This is a genomic window from Bradyrhizobium aeschynomenes (assembly GCF_013178945.1).
Classification (GTDB): domain Bacteria; phylum Pseudomonadota; class Alphaproteobacteria; order Rhizobiales; family Xanthobacteraceae; genus Bradyrhizobium; species Bradyrhizobium aeschynomenes.
The window spans coordinates 566,576-582,665 of the sequence record NZ_JABFDM010000003.1 but is presented as its reverse complement, the minus strand read 5'-3'; the positions used below and the strand labels follow the sequence as shown (position 1 = coordinate 582,665).

The following is a 16,090-nucleotide window of genomic DNA, read 5'->3' as shown; positions in this document are numbered from 1 at the left end:
GGCCGGCGTGAATCGAAGATGCATCAACTGCTCTGCTCCTTCTGATGCAGAGCGTCAGTCCGGCGCGCGCAAGCGGTAGCCGATCCCGGTTTCCGTCAGCACGAATTGCGGCCGCTCAGGATCTGCTTCGATCTTCTGCCGCAACTGGCGGACATAGACACGCAGATACTGCGCGTCGGTCAGTTCGTCCCACAGCTCCTTGAGCAGGAAGCGATGTGTCAGCACCTTGCCGGCGTGCTGCACCAGGACGCGCAGCAGGTCGTACTCCTTCGGCGACAGCTTGACCTCACGCTCGCCGAGCTTGACGATGCGGCGCACGAGGTCGACCGAGAGATCACCGGTGCGGAACACGGGGCGCTCGCCCTGCGCCTGCAGCTGGTGACGCAGCGCGGCGCGCAGCCGCGCCAGCAGCTCGTCCATGCCGAACGGCTTGGTGATGTAGTCGTCGGCGCCGAGATCGAGCGCCTTGACCTTGCCGGCCTCGTCACCGCGGCTCGACAGCACGACGATCGGGATGCTCTCATTGCGCGCCCGGATGGTGCGCAACAGCTCGTGTCCGTCGATATCGGGCAGGCCGAGATCGAGGATGATCAGAGCCGGCTCTTCGGCGAGCTTCTCAAGCGCGACCTTGCCGCTCGGCGCCTCCAGGATCTCGTAGCCCTGCGTCGCGAGCCCCATCCGCAGCAGCTTGCGGATCGGCGGCTCGTCGTCGATCGCCAGGACCTTGATGGGAGCTCCGGTCATGCGGCCGTATCCAGGGGTTTCGCCTGTGCCGGCACCGGCAGGCGGATGGTGAGGATGGCGCCGCGCCGGTCGGTGCGGTTGCCGGCGGAGATGCGACCATGCATCGCCTCGATGAAGCCGCGCGAGATCGCAAGTCCGAGCCCGGTGCCGGGCCGCACCTGGTCACCCTTCTGCACGCGATAGAACTTGTCGAACACATGCTCGACCTCATCAGCGGGAATGCCGTCGCCTTCATCGCGGATGTCCACCACGACCCAGTTGCCGTCCCGCGTAGCACGGATCGCGATCGACGTGTCCGCTGGCGCATACTTCGCGGCATTGTCGAGCAAGTTGAACAGCACCTGCTCGAGCAGGACGGCATCGACCTCGACCATCGGCAGATCGCGGGCCATATCGAGCGATACATGGTGGCCGGCGAGGATCTTGCTCGCGCGCCGCAACGCACTGCCGACGATCTCGCCGATGTCATGCAGCGCCGCGTTCGGCACGATGGCGCCGGATTCCAGCTTGGTCATGTCGAGCAGATTGGCGATGAAACGATTCAGCCGCTCGGACTCGTCGATGACCGTGGCGAGCAGGTCCAGCTTCTCTTTGTCGGACAGCCGCGTCGCGAGGTCGCGCATGGTGGACGCCGCGCCAAGCACCGAGGCGAGTGGCGTCTTCAGGTCATGCGAGATCGAGGTCAAGAGCGCCGAGCGCAGCCGGTCCTGCTCCATCGCGCGCTTGACCTTGTCCATGTCCTCGACCAGCAGCACGCGCTCGATCGCGAGCGCACCCTGGTCGACCAGCGCGTCGAGCAGCCGGCGCTGGTCCGGCGTCAGCAGCGGCCCGCTGCGATCATCGTCTATGCCGATGACGCCGATCAGGCCGCGGCCGGTGCGCATCGGCAGGAACAGGCGCTTGGCGCCCGGTAGCGTGTCGGACCCGCGGCCGGCCGCGCGGTCGTTGCTCCACGCCCAGCTCGCCGCCGCGAGATCGGCATCGTCGAGCTGGTCCTCCGGCGGATAGCCCGCCATGACCGTGAGCTTGCCATCCTGCGGCAGCAGCAGCACGACGCGGACCTTGAGCATGAGCGCCGCCTGATAGGCCGTGGCCCACAACACGTCGTCGAGCGTCGCCGTGCCCGCGAGCTTGCGGCTGAAGGCATAGAGCTGCTCCGTCGTGCGGACGCGCAAGGTGGCCGAATCGGCCTGCAGCCGCACGCGCGCGGCGACGTTCGACACCAGCATCGCGATCAGCATGAAGAAGAAGAACGCCGCGACGTTGGTCGGATCGGTGATCGTGAACGTATAGAGCGGCGGCAGGAAGAAGAAGTTGTAGCAGAGCGAGGCGACGAAGCTCGCCAGCAGCGAGGGCCCGAGGCCGTAACGCGCGGCGACCCCGACAACGGCGGTGAGGAACACGAGATCGACGTTCTCGATACCGAACACTGGCTGGATCAGCTCGGCGAGGCCGAGGCCGACCGCCGTGGTCAGCAGCGCCATGGCGTAAGGCTGCGGCCGCAGCGGCTCGCTGCGCGCGCGGGTCTGCACGGCAGGGCTGGTCGCTTCCTGATGCTCCTCGCCGGCGATGACGTGGATGCTGATGTTGCCGGCGCGCCGGACGAGATCATGCACCACCGAGCCCCTGATCATCTCGAACAGGCGCGAACGGCTGGACTTGCCGATAATGATCTGGGTGACGTTATTGGACTGCGCAAAGCCGATGATGTCGTCAGCGATGCGACGGCCGACGCCGGGGATCGTCAGCGCCTCAGCGCCGAGGCTCTCCGCCAGCCTCAGCGTATCGGCGAGCCGGTCGCGCTGCTTGTCGGTGAGTTGGAGATTGCGCCGGGTCTCGATCGTGACCGCGGTCCATGGCGCATGCACGCGGTCGGCGAGCCGCTTGGTGTAGCGCACGAGGCTCATCGCGCGCGGATCCTCCGACACGCAGACGAGAATGCGCTCGCCGGCGGCCCAGGGCCCGGCGATGGCGTTGGCCTGCATGTGGGTGAGCAGCTGCTCGTCGACGCGCTCGGCGGTCCGGCGCAGAGCCAGCTCGCGCAGCGCGGTCAGATTGCCGGGCGAGAAATAGTGCTCCAGCGCGCGCTCGGCCTGCTTGGGTACATAGACCTTGCCCTCCTTCAGCCGCTGGATCAGATCGTCGGGGGTGAGATCGATCAGCTCGATGGCATCGGCGCGGTCGAGGATCGAGTCCGGCACTGTCTCGCGCACGCGCACATGGGTGATCTGGGCGACGACGTCATTCAGGCTCTCGATGTGCTGGACGTTGACCGCCGTGTAGACATCGATGCCATGCGACAGCAGTTCCTCGACGTCGAGATAGCGCTTGGGATGCCGGCTACCGGCGACATTGGTGTGCGCCAGCTCGTCGACGATCGCAAGCTTTGGCCGCCGTGCGATCACGGCGTCGAGGTCCATCTCCTCGACGACCTGGTCCTTGTAGGTGATGCGCTTGCGCGGGATCAGTTCGAGGCCGCGCACCAGCGCCTCGGTCTCGATGCGACCATGGGTCTCGACGAAGCCGATGACGACGTCGACGCCCGCCCTCATCCTGGCATGCGCGCTCGACAGCATTTCGTAAGTCTTGCCGACGCCGGGCGCGGCGCCGACGAAGATCTTGAGCTTGCCCGCAGGACTGTCCTCCCGCCGGGCCGCTTCGAGCAGGGCCTCCGGCGAGGGACGTTGGTCAGGATCGCGGCGTTGCTGGGCCATGCGGCATTATAGACGGGGGTCTCTCGGCGCCAAGGCCGGAGCGCAGAGCGGTCTCATTGCGGCTTGGCGGCGTCGAGCGCCAGATTGAGCGCAAGCACGTTAACCCGGGGTTCGCCAAGCAGCCCGATCAGCCGCCCTTCGGTGGTGCTCGCAACCAGCGCCCGCACGCGATCCTCGGAAATACCGCGCGCTTTGGCCACCCGCGGCACCTGGAACAGCGCTGCCTCCGGCGAGATGTCAGGGTCGAGCCCGCTCGCCGACGTGGTCACCAGGTCGACGGGCACGGCCTGCGCGGGATTCTCAGCCTTGAGCTTGTCGACGTCCTCCTTGACGCGATCGGCGAGCGCCTTGCTGGTCGGGCCGAGATTGGAGCCTGCGGAATTGGCGGCGTTGTAGGGCGCCGCCACGGTCTTGGTGGCATCGTTCGGATCGGCGGTCGAGGTCGCGGACGGCCGGCCGTGGAAGTATCTGTCGTCCTTGAACTCCTGGCCGATCAGCGCCGAGCCGATCACCTCGCCGTTGCGCGTGATGAGACTGCCTTCGGCCTGCGCCGGAAACACGAGGCCGGCGACGGCGGTCATGGCGAGCGGATAGAGCAGGCCCGTGATGAGAGTGAGGGCGAGCAGGACGAAGATGGCGGGACGGATTTCTTTGAGCATTGTGTATCTCCGAGTTCTCGGCCGTCATTGCGAGGAGCGAAGCGACGAAACAATCCAGAGTCGTGTAGGTCGAGACAGTTCTGGATTGCTTCGCTTCGCTCGCAATGACGGCGGTTAGGCTTCAGGCCAGATGCAAGGCGGTCACGATCAAATCGATCGCCTTGATGCCGATGAAGGGGATGATGATACCCCCTAAGCCGTAGATCAGCATGTTGCGGCCGAGCAGCGCGCCGGCGCCGATCGCGCGGTAGGCGACACCCTTCAGCGCCAGCGGAATCAGCGCGATGATGATGAGTGCGTTGAAGATGATCGCCGACAGGATCGCGCTCTGCGGGCTGGCGAGGTTCATGACGTTCAGCACGTTGAGCTGCGGGTAGAATGCCAGGAACATCGCCGGAATGATGGCAAAGTACTTGGCGACGTCGTTGGCGATCGAGAAGGTGGTCAGCGCGCCACGCGTCATCAGCAACTGCTTGCCGATCTCGACGACCTCGATCAGCTTGGTCGGATTGGAGTCGAGATCGACCATGTTGCCGGCCTCGCGTGCGGCCTGCGTGCCGGTGTTCATGGCGACGCCGACATCGGCCTGCGCCAGCGCCGGCGCGTCGTTGGTGCCGTCGCCGCACATCGCCACCAGCTTGCCCTTGGCCTGCTCGTCGCGGATCAGCTTGAGCTTGTCCTCGGGCGTCGCCTGCGCCAGGAAGTCGTCGACGCCTGCTTCGGCGGCGATCGCGGCCGCGGTCATCGGGTTGTCGCCGGTGATCATGATGGTGCGAATGCCCATGCGGCGCAGCTCGGCGAAGCGCTCCCGGATGCCGCCCTTGACGATGTCCTTGAGCTGGACGACGCCGAGCAGTCGGCCGTCCTTGGCCACGGCCAGCGGCGTGCCGCCGGACTTGGCGATCTCGTCGGCAATCCCGCGGATCTCGCGGGCGAGCTCGCTTTCAGCCGGTTGGATCGCGCGCACCGTATTGCCGGAGGCGACCTGCGTCGTGCCGCCACTGATATAGCTCAGGATCGCATCGACTGCGCCCTTGCGCACCGTCGAGCCGCCGGCATCGACGCCGCTCATGCGGGTCTGCGCGGTGAACGGCACGAAAGTGGCGTCGAGCTCGGCCATGTCGCGGCCACGGATGCCATGCTTCTCCTTGGCCAGCACCACGATGGAGCGGCCTTCCGGCGTCTCGTCGGCAAGCGAGGCGAGCTGGGCGGCGTCGGCGAGCTCCTGCTCGCTGACGCCCCTCACCGGCCGGAACGCAGTCGCCTGGCGGTTGCCGAGCGTGATGGTGCCGGTCTTGTCGAGCAGCAGCGTGTCGACGTCGCCGGCGGCCTCGACGGCGCGGCCGGACATCGCCAGCACGTTGAAACGCACCAGGCGATCCATGCCGGCGATGCCGATCGCCGACAGCAGTGCGCCGATCGTGGTCGGAATCAACGTCACGAACAGCGCCACCAGCACGACGATCGAGATCGAGCCGCCGGCATAGGCGGCGTAGCTCGGGATCGTCACCGTCGCGAACACGAAGATGATGGTCAAGCCGGCGAGCAGGATGTTGAGCGCGATCTCATTCGGCGTCTTCTGCCGCTCGGCGCCCTCGACCAGCTTGATCATGCGGTCGATGAAGGTCGATCCCTGCGCGGCCGTGATGCGCACGCGGATCCAGTCCGACAGCACCTGCGTGCCGCCGGTCACCGCCGATCGGTCGCCGCCGGATTCGCGAATGACCGGCGCAGACTCGCCGGTGATGGCGGCCTCGTTCACCGAGGCGACGCCTTCGATCACCTCGCCGTCGGACGGAATGGTGTCGCCGGCCTCGACCAGCACGATGTCGCCGACCTTGAGGCTCGTGCCCGCCACGAGCTTGTAGCTGTGATCGGACGTCCCAGAGCCGGTCAGCAGCTTGGCCTGGCTCTCGGTGCGGGTCTTGCGCAGCGAATCCGCCTGCGCCTTACCGCGGCCTTCGGCGACGGCTTCGGCGAAATTGGCGAACAGCACGGTGAACCACAGCCAGAGAATGATCTGGAAGGTGAAGCCGAGGTTGGTGCCGCTGGTCACGAGGTCGCGCAGGAAGATCACCGTGGTGAGCGCGGCGACGACCTCGACCACGAACATCACGGGGTTCTTGATCATCAGCCGCGGATCGAGCTTGACGAAGGCGGCCTTGATCGCGGGCAGCATGATCTTGGCATCGAGCATCGTCGACATCGACGAGCGCGTCTGCAGTTTGACGGTTTCCATGGAGATTGCTCCGAGATCAGAACACGGTGCCGGCGGTCATCGCGAGATGCTCGACGATTGGACCGAGGGCGAGAGCAGGGAAGAAGGTGAGGCCGCCGATGATCAGGATGACGCCGACGACGAGCCCGACGAACAGGCCGCCTGTGGTCGGCAGCGTGCCGGCGGATGGCGGGATCGACTTCTTCTCGGCCAAGGAGCCTGCGATCGCCATCGCCGGAATGATCATGAAGAAGCGGCCGACGAACATCGATGACGCGAGCGTCAGATTGTAGAAGAACGTATTGCCGGTGAGGCCCGCGAAAGCCGAGCCGTTGTTGGCGGTCGCCGAGGTGAAGGCGTAGAGCACCTCGGTGAATCCGTGCGGGCCGGCATTGGCCATCGATGCAACAGCCGACGGCAGCACCACCGCGACCGCGGTCCAGCCGAGATACATCAACGGCAGGACGAGAATCGCCAGCATCGCCATCTTGACCTCGCGGGCCTCGATCTTCTTGCCGACATATTCCGGCGTGCGCCCGACCATCAGGCCGGCGACGAAGATCGCCAGCACGACGAACAGCAGCATGCCATAGAGGCCGGCGCCGACGCCGCCGACGATGATCTCGCCGAGCTGCATGTTGATCAGCGGGATCATGCCGCCGAGCGCGGTGAAGCTGTCATGCATGGCATTGACCGCTCCGCAGGATGCGGCCGTGGTGATCACGGCGAACAGCGAGGAGGCGACGATGCCGAAGCGGACCTCCTTGCCTTCCATGTTGCCGCCGGTCAGGCCGAGCGCGTTCAACGTCGACGAGCCATTGGCTTCGGCCCAGTAGGTGATGGCGACGCCGGCGATGAACAGCACGCCCATTGCAGCAAGGATCGCCCAGCCCTGGCGCTGATTTCCGACCATGCGGCCGAACACGTTGGTGAGCGCGGCGCCGAGCGTGAAGATCGAGAGCATCTGGATGAAGTTCGACAGCGCTGTCGGGTTCTCGAACGGATGCGCGGCATTGGCGTTGAAGAAGCCGCCGCCATTTGTGCCGAGCATCTTGATCGCAACCTGCGAGGCGACCGGGCCGACCGCGATGGTCTGCTTGGCGCCTTCGAGCGTCGTCGCTTCGACATACGGCCCGAGCGTCTGCGGGATCCCCTGCGACACCAGAAACAGCGTGTAGACGATGCAGAGCGGCAGCAGCACATAGAGCGTGCAGCGCGTCACATCCACCCAGAAATTACCGACGGTGCGCGCCGATGCGCGGGAGAAGCCGCGGATCAGCGCCATCGCGAGCACGATGCCGGTCGCGGCCGACAGGAAGTTCTGGTGCGTCAAACCGAGCATCTGCACGAGATAGGAGACCGTGCTCTCGCCGCCGTAGTTCTGCCAGTTGGTGTTGGTCAGGAAGCTGATCGCGGTGTTGAAGGAGAGATCCTCGGCCACAGCTGATTGCCCGGCCGGATTGAACGGCAGCACGGCCTGCAGCCGCATCACGCCGTAGATGATCAGGAAGCCGCCGACATGGAACAGCAGCATCGCGATTGTGTAGGTCAGCCAATGCTGCTCGCGCCGCTCGTCGACGCCGCCGATCCAGTAGATCGCGGACTCCACCGGCCGCAGCACCGGTGAGAGGAAGGTGCGCTCGCCATTGAAGACGCGCGTCATGTACCAGCCGAGCGGCTTGGCGAGCGCGACGACGACGGCGCAGTAGAGCAGGATCTGAAACCAGCCGATCACGGTCATGGGATGTTGTCCTCGAAGAGGCCACGGTCGACGGTCAGAACCGCTCGGGCCGCAGCAAGGCGTAGGTGAGGTAGATCAGAAGGCCGAGCGACACCGCACCGGCGAGGGAGTAGTCGACGATCATGGCGCGCCTCCTACAGCCGCTCGCAGGCGTAGGTGTAGCCGATCGCGATAGCGAAGAAGCCGGCGGCCAGCGCCAGCATCAGGATGTCCAGCATGGTGTGCTCCTCATGCGCGCGAAGGCGCGCAGTACATGGAGCGGCCGGGAGCGCCGCCGCGGCCACGATCCGTTCCATGGCGGACAGATGGCATCGGGACTCATAGGTTTTCGAGACGGCGCCGCCGACGGAATTATAGGAATCTCATAAAGACCACAGCATTCCCTGCGCAAAATCGCGCGGCCGCGGCGGCGTCCGCATATGAGCGGCCACCGAGCGGAGACATCTTTATGCGCCGCCTATTTCTCCCCGCCCGCACTCCTCTCGCATTCCTACGTCGCCGTCGGCCACATTGCCGGTCAGGGCCCATCGGGCCATCGCTCACCGACGAGGGGAGGCCAGCATGGCTGCCTTGACGACACGACCGGATGTGCTGGAGCCGGCGCAGATCGCGCAGACCACGACGATGATGCTCACGGCTTTGCTTGGCGGCGACGAGGGCCTCTCACCCTTGTCGGCGCGCGGGCGGCGCCGGCTGCGGATCGCACGATTGCTGGAGACCGAAGCACGGATCGATGCCGCGCTCGAGTTGATCGCGCTGCAATTGCCGCAATGGCAGCTCCGCCGCGTTGCCTATGATGACGGCGAATGGTACTGCGCATTGTCGCAACAGCGCGAATTGCCGGATTGGCTCGATCGCTGCGCTGAAGCCCACCACAGCGATCTCGCCCTCGCCATTCTCCACGCCGCAGCCGAAGCGCGCCGTCTCGGGCCAAGCGTCTCGCCACCGGGCGCAAGGCGCGGCGTCACGGCCGAAGCGGGAGTCAGCGACCTGCTCTGCTGCGACAATTTCTGATTCACCGTCACGCGCGCGATGCTCATGCCCACCGAAAAGCCCGCGGAGCTTCCGGCGGCCAGGGTGCTGCTGCGATTTCTGCTGCGAATGGCAATCCTGGTCGCGTTCGCAACTTTCGGCGGCATCGGCTTCGGGCGCAGCCTCGCCGCTCTGCTCTGGATGACGACGATCCTGTGTGCCGTGCTCGCGGTGCTGCGCCGGGAGCGCGTGTTCGCCGCCAGCCTGAATCATTGGGACGAGATGATCGGCTACACAGCGCTCTGTTGCGCGGTGATGGGGCTAATTCAGCAGGCCGGAAACTAGGCCCCATACGCCGCCTTTATGCGAACGCACGCGGCGTCATCTCGAATTCCTACCCCCTCGCCTTGATATTTCCGACCGTGAACACCGGCCGCTCTGATCGGCCTGCTCAAACGCCAAGGATCAGTCCCGTGAAAAGCCTCGCCCTCCCACCGCGCAACATACCCGGGCTCGCACTCGTCTTCATCGGCAGGAACAGCCACGGCCAGTGGGTCGCCCAGGAGCAGAACGGGCTCTATGGCGGCCTGTTCATCAGCCGTGCCGAGGCGATCAAATATGCGCTGTTCGAGAACGGCCATCATCCGGAAGCCATCGTCGAGCTCTCGCGTACGATCGAGCTCGATGCCGATGGCCGGCTGGCTCCGGTCGGCCTGTTGTTCGCGAGCGGCAGGCTGCCGGTCGCATGAGGACTGCTTCCACGATCCGAGATCTTGGAAGGCCCGCTCGTCACCGGGAATCAAAGGCGGGAGATGAAGGCGTGGCGCGCAGGACTGGCATTCCGAGGTCAGCGTGCAGGCCAGGGACAAAAAACGGGACGGCCGATCCGGCCGCCCCGCTGCATCATCGTCTCACGATCAGAAGATCTTGACCGCGCTTTCCAGGGTCTTCCAGACGCCCCAGGCCAGCGGAACGCCGACGAAGGCCCAGAACAAGGCAGACTTGGCATCCAGGCCACCCTTGCCGATGCCGAACGACCCGTGCTGGATCGCCGACTCGTTCTTGGCGAGTTGGGCCTGGTACTTCGCGACCTCGTCCGCGCTCATGTTCCACTTGTGATCCACGGGCTTGATCAGCAGGTTGCAGATCAGGCCGGCCAGGAGCATCGCGCACAGGATATACATCGTCGTGTTGTACAGCTGGTCGCGCGGCACGCCGGCGGCGAGCTGGAACTCGCGGATGTAGTTGACCACCACCGGGCCGATGATGCCCGCGGTCGCCCAGGCCGTCAGCAGACGGCCATGGATGGCCCCCACGAACTGGGTGCCGAACAGGTCGGCGAGATAGGCCGGCACCGTCGCGAAGCCGCCGCCATACATCGACAGGATGATGGCGAACGCCGCCACGAAGAACAGCTTCGAGCCCATCGCTGCGAAGGTCGGCGCCAATGCATAGAGCACGATGCCGATCAGGAAGAAGCAGTAATAGGTGTTCTTGCGGCCGATGTGGTCCGACAGCGAGGCCCAGAAGAAGCGCCCGCCGATGTTGAACAGCGACAACAGGCCGGCAAAGCCCGCCGCGATGCCCGCGATCGCCGCCTTCTGGGTGGCGTCGAGCTGGTTGAAGCTGACGTCGGGCAGGCCGATCAGCTTGCCGGCGAAGATCTCCTGCAGCATCGGCGAAGCCATGCCGATGACGCCGATACCCGCCGACACGTTCAAGCACAGCACCCACCAGACCAGCCAGAACTGCGGAGTCTTGTGCGCGTTGTCGAGATGCACGTGGTGGTCCGAGATCATCGCCTTCTTGACCGTCGGCGGCGTCCAGCCCTCGGGCTGCCAGCCGACCGGGGCGACGCGATAGGCGAAGGCACCGATCATCATGAACACGAAATAGATCACGCCCATCGTGACGAAGGTCTCCCAGACGCCGACCGAGGTCGGGGTCTTGAAGTAGTTCATCAGCAGGTTGGCCAGCGGAGCGCCGATCATCGCGCCGCCGCCGAAGCCCATGATGGCCATGCCGGTCGCCATGCCGCGCCGGTCCGGGAACCATTTCACCAAGGTCGACACCGGCGAGATGTAGCCGAGGCCGAGGCCGATGCCGCCGATGACGCCGGCACCGAGCCACATCATCCAGAGCTGGTGAACATAGATGCCGAGCGCCGCGATCAAGAGGCCACCGCCCCAGCAGCAGGCCGCAACGGCACCCGCCTTGCGCGGTCCGGCCCGCTCCAGCCAGCCGCCCCAGATGGCAGCGGAGCCGCCCAGCAGCACGAAGAACAGCGTGTACATCCAGCCGAGGCTCGCGACCTTCCAGTCGCAGCTCGTGGTGAACAGCTCCTGCACCAGTGTCATGTCGGTGCACACCTGGCTCTGCGTCACGCCGATCGCGCGCGACAAGGGCAGCCAGAACACCGAGAAGCCATAGGCCATGCCGATGCAGAGATGGATGCACAGCGCAGCCGGAGGAACCAGCCAGCGGTTGAATCCCGCTTTCGCGACCGTGTGCTCACGATCGAAGATCCCCGCCTGCGCGTTTGGGAGAGCCCCCGCGCTTTCAATAGTAGCCATGCATTCCTCCCCTACGGACTCCCGTCCAACGCAACGACGTCATGTTCTGTCCCCTTGATCAGAATCAATACGCTTACTCACCGTGCCCGCTATCGACGTGCCAGAGCGGCTTCGCAACGCACAAACGTTGATGACTTGCTCGATGCGCATAACACCCCCCACCCGAGAGTTATGCCCCGACCATCTTCGTGCCGCGGTTCCACCTGGCCCGCTCCCCAGCGGGCATGACTTGCTTCCCGCAACCTCCGCGGAAGCGTCGCAATTGGTGCAGAACCAAGGCAAATTGTCGATAGTAAAATGGTAATAATCGGTCGAACGTCGTGGATTGATTGCACTGCAGCGTCCATGTGTTGCTAACAAACACACAAATTCACGTGCAACCGACGCCGTCGCCACTCACGGCTGTAGTCATTCTGCTCGCGATTACTTCCAGACGATCCACGGCGATACCTGAAAGAATCAACTAATGAGATCGCCGAGCGATCAGTGCTCTGCAGGTTACGGAGCTGCGAGCATGCGCTCTCGAAAACGTGAAGCGCGAACAACCTGTCCTTGCCTTCCAACCAGCGCGCAAGCTTTGACCGAGAACGCGGCATTGTTGTGAGCGTGAGCCGGCGCTGCTGCGACGATAGGAAGCGGCGCGCGCTGTTGACACCACCCCCGCACGAGAAACCGCGGACGAGCTACTTAGTTCGAACAACCTGCAGCACGCGCTGCGCCTGCAAACTCCTGCGTTCGTCATTCGGCCGCCGTCGCCTTCTCGATCAGGAACAGAATGCCGCGGTCGCTGCGATCCAGGATCTCGACGCGATCCCCCGTCTCCCGAATCAGGTTGGGGATGTCGATCACCGCGAGCGGATCCGTGCAGCGCACTTCGAGGCGCTCCCCCGCCTGGAGCGATTGTAACGCCTTGCGGGTCTTCAGCGCCGGCAACGGACACTTCAGGCCCGTCAAATCCAGCCTCGTCATCGTCATGCGCGGGACCATGGCGAAGCAGTCCGGGCACGTCAACCGGCTCGTAGGATGTCGCCCAGGATGCTGGAACCGGGTTCCTGGGATGCCAGAACGATCGAGTTCCATCATGGCGCGGCAGCTTTGCCCGCGAGCGCAAGCACGTCGGCCAGCGGCATGGCGAGCCGCCGGACCAGCGCTGCACTCGCCGGGATATCGTCGAGATGAACCCGCGGCAAGACCGTGTCGACATCGCCGTCGGTGACCAGGCCGACGATACCGGGATCGTCTGGAAACAGCAGCGGCTTTCCGTTGGCCGTGCGATGCACCTCGATGCGGCGATGCGGCCCCGCTTTGTATCCCTCGATGACGACGAGATCGACGGGAGACAGCTTTGCCAGCAGTTCCGCCAGGGCCGGCTCGCCAGCGCCGCGCAGTTCGTGCATCAGCGCCCAGCGCGTGCCGGATGCAACCAGCACCTCCTCCGCGCCGGCCTCGCGATGCCGCCAGGAGTCCTTGCCGGGAACGTCGACGTCGAATCGGTGATGGGCGTGCTTGATCACGGAGACACGGAGACCCAGCCCGATGAGGTGAGGAATCAGCCGCGTCAGCAGCGTGGTCTTGCCGGCGCCGCTCCACCCGGCGAGGCCGATGACGTTCATCGCAGTCTCCCAAACAGCCCCTGGTGCTCGGCACAGGCAGGCGCGTGATCGATCGATGGCCCGATGGGCTTTCGCAAAGCTCTATATCCACGGATGGGAGTGTCATGCCAGCAGACATGCGGACCAGGCGACGGCAGGCAAAGCGCGACTCTGCGGCGGAAGACATGATAACGGAACCGGTGATGACAGCCATGACCACGACCCCGATTCCCGGCGTGCTGCTCGCCGGCGGCCTGGCGCAGCGGATGGGCGGCGGCGACAAGCCGATGCGGCTGGTCGACGGCCGCACCATCCTGGAGCGCGTGATGGAGCGACTGGCGCCGCAGTGCAGCCGGTTGATCCTCAACGCCAATGGCGACCCCGCACGGTTCACATCCACCGGCCTGCCCGTCGTGGCGGACAGCGTGGACGGATTTCCGGGCCCTCTCGCCGGCATTCTCGCCGGTCTCGACTGGGTGGCGTCGTACATGCCGGGGACACAATGGATGCTCAGCGCCGCCGCCGATTGCCCATTCCTGCCGCGCGATCTCGTTGCGCGCCTGGTGGCCGCGCGCACGGCGGAACACAGTGAGCTGGCACTGGCGGCCTCCGGCGGCCAGATCCATCCGGTGATCGGCCTGTGGCCGGTCGGGCTGCGCACGGATCTCCGTCGTGCCCTGGTCACGGACGACATCCGCAAGGTCACCCGCTTCACGGCCCGCTACGCGGTCGCAACCGTGACCTGGCCGCTGGTGCCGCTCGACCCGTTCTTCAATGCCAACACCGCCGACGATCTCGCCGAGGCGGAGCGGCTCGCCGCGCTCGACGATTGAGGTCGCCCGATGGATGATACCGCCCCGGTCCGCCGCGCCGTGCTCGCCGTCGCCGCGCTCAATCTCGGCTATTTCGGCATCGAGTTCGCGGTCGCGCTCGCGATCGGCTCGGTTGCACTGTTCGCGGACAGCGTCGACTTCCTCGAGGACGCCTCGGTCAACATACTGATCGCGCTGGCACTGCGCTGGAGCCCGGCCAAGCGGGCCCAGCTCGGCAAGGTGCTGGCGCTGATCCTGCTCGCGCCGGCCATCGCCGGACTGTGGACCGCGGGCGAGAAGTTCTTCACGCCCGCGGTGCCGGCGCCGCTGCCGCTCACCGTCACCGGTCTCGGCGCGCTGATCGTCAATCTCGGCTGCGCGCTGATCCTGGCGCGGGTCAGGGATCACCAGGGCAGCCTGACGCGCGCCGCCTTCCTGTCCGCGCGCAACGATGCCTATGCCAACATCGCGATCATCGCCGTCGGCCTCGTCACCGCCGTTCTCTGGCGGTCGGTGTGGCCCGACTTGATCGTCGGCGTCGGCATCGCACTCATGAACGCGGATGCCGCGCGCGAGGTGTGGGAGGCCGCACATGAGGAGCACAAGGCCGCCAAGGCGTGAGCCGCCGAGCCGCTGCTCCGGCTCGGAAACACGGCCTCTGGCGTTGCAGCACACATGATCGCCGTCCCCCTCCGTCGTCCGGCACGATTGACGGCCGGCTTGGATTGATTGCAGATAGGCGGAGCGGCCGGCAGAGCCGCGACGGACAACGGCGTGATGCCGACATCGGTGGAGGACGGATTGCAGCTCAGCTTGGTGAGAACGGCGGCGTTTGCCGCTGCCGCGCTGGTGGCCACGACGGCGGCGCAAGCCCAGATTTCCGACAACGTCGTCAGGATCGGCGTGCTCAGCGACATGAACGGACCGGCCTCGACGCCGACCGGACAAGGCTCGGTCACCGCGGCGCAGATGGCGGTGGATGATTTCGGCGGCAAGGTGCTCGATAAGCCGATCAGCGTCATCGTCGGGGACCACCAGCTCAAGCCCGACATTGGCGCGGCGCTCGCGCGGCGCTGGTACGACACCGAGCAGGTCGATCTCATCGTCGACGTTCCGGTCTCGGCGGTCGGCCTCGCGGTGCAGACCATCGCCAACGAAAAGAAGAAGCTGTTCATCACCCAGTCGACGGGGGCTGCCGATTTCCACGGCAAGTTCTGCTCGCCTTACGCCATGCAATGGGTGTTCGACACCCGGGCGCTGGCCACCGGCACGGCGAAGGAGGTCGTCAAGCGCGGCGGCGACAGCTGGTTCTTCATCACCGACGATTATGCCTTCGGTCATTCGCTGGAGCGCGATGCATCCAGCGTCGTCACGGCCAATGGCGGCAAGGTGGTCGGCGCCGTCAGGCCGCCCTTCGCGACGCCTGATCTGTCGTCCTTCATCCTGCAGGCGCAGGCCTCCAAGGCCAAGATCATCGGCATCGCCGCCGGGCCGCCGAACAACATCAACGAGATCAAGACCGCTTCCGAGTTCGGCCTGCTCAAGGGCGGCCAGCAGATGGCGGCGCTGCTGGCCTTGATCACCGACATCCATTCGCTCGGCCTGCCGGCGGCGCAGGGCCTGCTGCTGACCACCTCGTTCTACTGGGACATGGACGACAAGACACGGGAATGGTCGAAGCGCTATTTCGCCAAGATGAACCGGATGCCGACGATGTGGCAGGCCGGCGTCTACTCCGCCGTCACGCACTATCTCAACGCCATCAAGGCCGCGGGCAGCGACGAGCCGCTCGCGGTGGCCGCCAAGATGCGCGAGACGCCGGTCGAGGACTTCTTCGCCCGCAACGGCAAGCTCCGGGCCGACAATCTGATGGTGCACGATCTGGTGCTGGCCCAGGTCAAGTCGCCGGAGGAGAGCAAATATCCGTGGGACTACTACAAGATCCTCGCGACCATCAAAGGCGATGACGCGTTCGGTCCGCCCGATCCGGCCTGCCCGCTGATCAAGAAGTGACGGCGAACTGGACGCCGGCCGGCCCGGCGCGACCAGGCCGGCGCATTCGAGT

16 protein-coding genes are annotated in these 16,090 nt (G+C 65.6%); 6 read left to right on the top strand and 10 right to left on the bottom strand.

Annotated features, from left to right (window positions below):
- Positions 1–54: 54 nt before the first annotated feature.
- The 7 genes from HL666_RS11715 to HL666_RS11685 form a co-directional block, all read right to left on the bottom strand.
- A complete protein-coding gene (locus tag HL666_RS11715; RefSeq protein WP_172112270.1) occupies positions 55–744 on the bottom strand; it encodes a response regulator in 690 nt (229 codons plus the stop codon).
- Entirely contained in the window at positions 741–3,458 is a 2,718-nt protein-coding gene (locus tag HL666_RS11710) for a DUF4118 domain-containing protein (RefSeq protein WP_172112271.1), read from the bottom strand. The genes HL666_RS11715 and HL666_RS11710 overlap by 4 nt, the downstream gene beginning before the upstream one ends.
- A 53-nt stretch (positions 3,459–3,511) precedes the next feature.
- A complete protein-coding gene (locus HL666_RS11705; RefSeq protein ID WP_172181517.1) occupies positions 3,512–4,117 on the bottom strand; it encodes a K(+)-transporting ATPase subunit C in 606 nt (201 codons plus the stop codon).
- Positions 4,118–4,238: 121 nt separating this feature from the next.
- Positions 4,239–6,356 (bottom strand): potassium-transporting ATPase subunit KdpB, encoded by a 2,118-nt coding sequence (gene kdpB, locus HL666_RS11700; RefSeq protein WP_172181515.1) that lies wholly within the window; start codon positions 6,354–6,356, stop codon positions 4,239–4,241.
- Positions 6,357–6,372: 16 nt separating this feature from the next.
- Positions 6,373–8,076: a potassium-transporting ATPase subunit KdpA gene (gene kdpA, locus HL666_RS11695; RefSeq protein ID WP_172181513.1), complete on the bottom strand. Its 1,704-nt coding sequence runs from the start codon at positions 8,074–8,076 to the stop codon at positions 6,373–6,375.
- 34 nt (positions 8,077–8,110) lie between these two features.
- Positions 8,111–8,200 carry a K(+)-transporting ATPase subunit F gene (locus tag HL666_RS11690; RefSeq protein ID WP_006614032.1) on the bottom strand — a complete coding sequence of 30 codons (90 nt, stop codon included), beginning with the start codon at positions 8,198–8,200 and terminating at the stop codon, positions 8,111–8,113.
- A gap of 10 nt (positions 8,201–8,210) precedes the next feature.
- On the bottom strand, positions 8,211–8,372 hold the full coding sequence (locus HL666_RS11685; protein WP_172112275.1) for a hypothetical protein: 162 nt from the start codon (positions 8,370–8,372) through the stop codon (positions 8,211–8,213).
- A gap of 265 nt (positions 8,373–8,637) precedes the next feature.
- Here HL666_RS11685 and HL666_RS11680 point away from each other — a divergent pair, with 265 nt between their 5' ends.
- The 3 genes from HL666_RS11680 (at position 8,638) to HL666_RS11670 (ending at position 9,797) form a co-directional block, all read left to right on the top strand.
- A complete protein-coding gene (locus tag HL666_RS11680) occupies positions 8,638–9,090 on the top strand; it encodes a hypothetical protein (protein ID WP_172133441.1) in 453 nt (150 codons plus the stop codon).
- An 18-nt stretch (positions 9,091–9,108) separates the two neighbouring features.
- Positions 9,109–9,393, top strand: a complete 285-nt coding sequence (locus HL666_RS11675) for a hypothetical protein (RefSeq protein ID WP_172181511.1) — start codon at positions 9,109–9,111, stop codon at positions 9,391–9,393.
- A 128-nt stretch (positions 9,394–9,521) separates the two neighbouring features.
- Positions 9,522–9,797, top strand: coding sequence for a hypothetical protein (locus tag HL666_RS11670; protein WP_172181509.1), 276 nt, complete (start codon positions 9,522–9,524; stop codon positions 9,795–9,797).
- A gap of 168 nt (positions 9,798–9,965) precedes the next feature.
- Here the strand turns inward: HL666_RS11670 and HL666_RS11665 are convergent, their stop codons facing one another.
- From HL666_RS11665 to mobB, 3 genes are all read right to left on the bottom strand, one after another.
- Positions 9,966–11,621, bottom strand: coding sequence for an OFA family MFS transporter (locus tag HL666_RS11665; protein ID WP_172112279.1), 1,656 nt, complete (start codon positions 11,619–11,621; stop codon positions 9,966–9,968).
- A 738-nt stretch (positions 11,622–12,359) separates the two neighbouring features.
- Entirely contained in the window at positions 12,360–12,596 is a 237-nt protein-coding gene (locus tag HL666_RS11660; protein WP_172133597.1) for a sulfurtransferase TusA family protein, read from the bottom strand.
- 104 nt (positions 12,597–12,700) lie between these two features.
- Positions 12,701–13,234, bottom strand: coding sequence for a molybdopterin-guanine dinucleotide biosynthesis protein B (gene mobB, locus HL666_RS11655; RefSeq protein WP_172181507.1), 534 nt, complete (start codon positions 13,232–13,234; stop codon positions 12,701–12,703).
- Between the two features lie 182 nt (positions 13,235–13,416).
- On the opposite strand from mobB, the gene mobA reads away from it, so the two are divergent.
- The 3 genes from mobA (at position 13,417) to HL666_RS11640 (ending at position 16,038) form a co-directional block, all read left to right on the top strand.
- Positions 13,417–14,046 (top strand): molybdenum cofactor guanylyltransferase MobA, encoded by a 630-nt coding sequence (gene mobA, locus HL666_RS11650; RefSeq protein ID WP_172112281.1) that lies wholly within the window; start codon positions 13,417–13,419, stop codon positions 14,044–14,046.
- Positions 14,047–14,055: 9 nt separating this feature from the next.
- On the top strand, positions 14,056–14,646 hold the full coding sequence (locus HL666_RS11645) for a cation efflux transmembrane domain-containing protein (RefSeq protein ID WP_172112282.1): 591 nt from the start codon (positions 14,056–14,058) through the stop codon (positions 14,644–14,646).
- A 156-nt stretch (positions 14,647–14,802) separates the two neighbouring features.
- Positions 14,803–16,038 (top strand): ABC transporter substrate-binding protein, encoded by a 1,236-nt coding sequence (locus HL666_RS11640; protein ID WP_246739981.1) that lies wholly within the window; start codon positions 14,803–14,805, stop codon positions 16,036–16,038.
- The last annotated feature ends 52 nt before the right edge of the window (positions 16,039–16,090 follow it).

What these genes read in the sequence shown, in the direction of transcription:
- kdpB (WP_172181515.1), bottom strand. Translation starts at nt 6,356, where the DNA reads ATGGAAACCGTCAAACTGCAGACGCGCTCGTCGATGTCGACGATGCTC.
- HL666_RS11715 (WP_172112270.1), bottom strand. Translation starts at nt 744, where the DNA reads ATGACCGGAGCTCCCATCAAGGTCCTGGCGATCGACGACGAGCCGCCG.
- HL666_RS11690 (WP_006614032.1), bottom strand. Translation starts at nt 8,200, where the DNA reads ATGATCGTCGACTACTCCCTCGCCGGTGCGGTGTCGCTCGGCCTTCTG.
- kdpA (WP_172181513.1), bottom strand. Translation starts at nt 8,076, where the DNA reads ATGACCGTGATCGGCTGGTTTCAGATCCTGCTCTACTGCGCCGTCGTC.
- HL666_RS11660 (WP_172133597.1), bottom strand. Translation starts at nt 12,596, where the DNA reads ATGACGATGACGAGGCTGGATTTGACGGGCCTGAAGTGTCCGTTGCCG.
- HL666_RS11645 (WP_172112282.1), top strand. Translation starts at nt 14,056, where the DNA reads ATGGATGATACCGCCCCGGTCCGCCGCGCCGTGCTCGCCGTCGCCGCG.
- HL666_RS11640 (WP_246739981.1), top strand. Translation starts at nt 14,803, where the DNA reads ATGCCGACATCGGTGGAGGACGGATTGCAGCTCAGCTTGGTGAGAACG.
- HL666_RS11675 (WP_172181511.1), top strand. Translation starts at nt 9,109, where the DNA reads ATGCTCATGCCCACCGAAAAGCCCGCGGAGCTTCCGGCGGCCAGGGTG.
- HL666_RS11685 (WP_172112275.1), bottom strand. Translation starts at nt 8,372, where the DNA reads ATGGAACGGATCGTGGCCGCGGCGGCGCTCCCGGCCGCTCCATGTACT.
- mobA (WP_172112281.1), top strand. Translation starts at nt 13,417, where the DNA reads ATGACAGCCATGACCACGACCCCGATTCCCGGCGTGCTGCTCGCCGGC.
- mobB (WP_172181507.1), bottom strand. Translation starts at nt 13,234, where the DNA reads ATGAACGTCATCGGCCTCGCCGGGTGGAGCGGCGCCGGCAAGACCACG.
- HL666_RS11710 (WP_172112271.1), bottom strand. Translation starts at nt 3,458, where the DNA reads ATGGCCCAGCAACGCCGCGATCCTGACCAACGTCCCTCGCCGGAGGCC.
- HL666_RS11680 (WP_172133441.1), top strand. Translation starts at nt 8,638, where the DNA reads ATGGCTGCCTTGACGACACGACCGGATGTGCTGGAGCCGGCGCAGATC.
- HL666_RS11705 (WP_172181517.1), bottom strand. Translation starts at nt 4,117, where the DNA reads ATGCTCAAAGAAATCCGTCCCGCCATCTTCGTCCTGCTCGCCCTCACT.
- HL666_RS11665 (WP_172112279.1), bottom strand. Translation starts at nt 11,621, where the DNA reads ATGGCTACTATTGAAAGCGCGGGGGCTCTCCCAAACGCGCAGGCGGGG.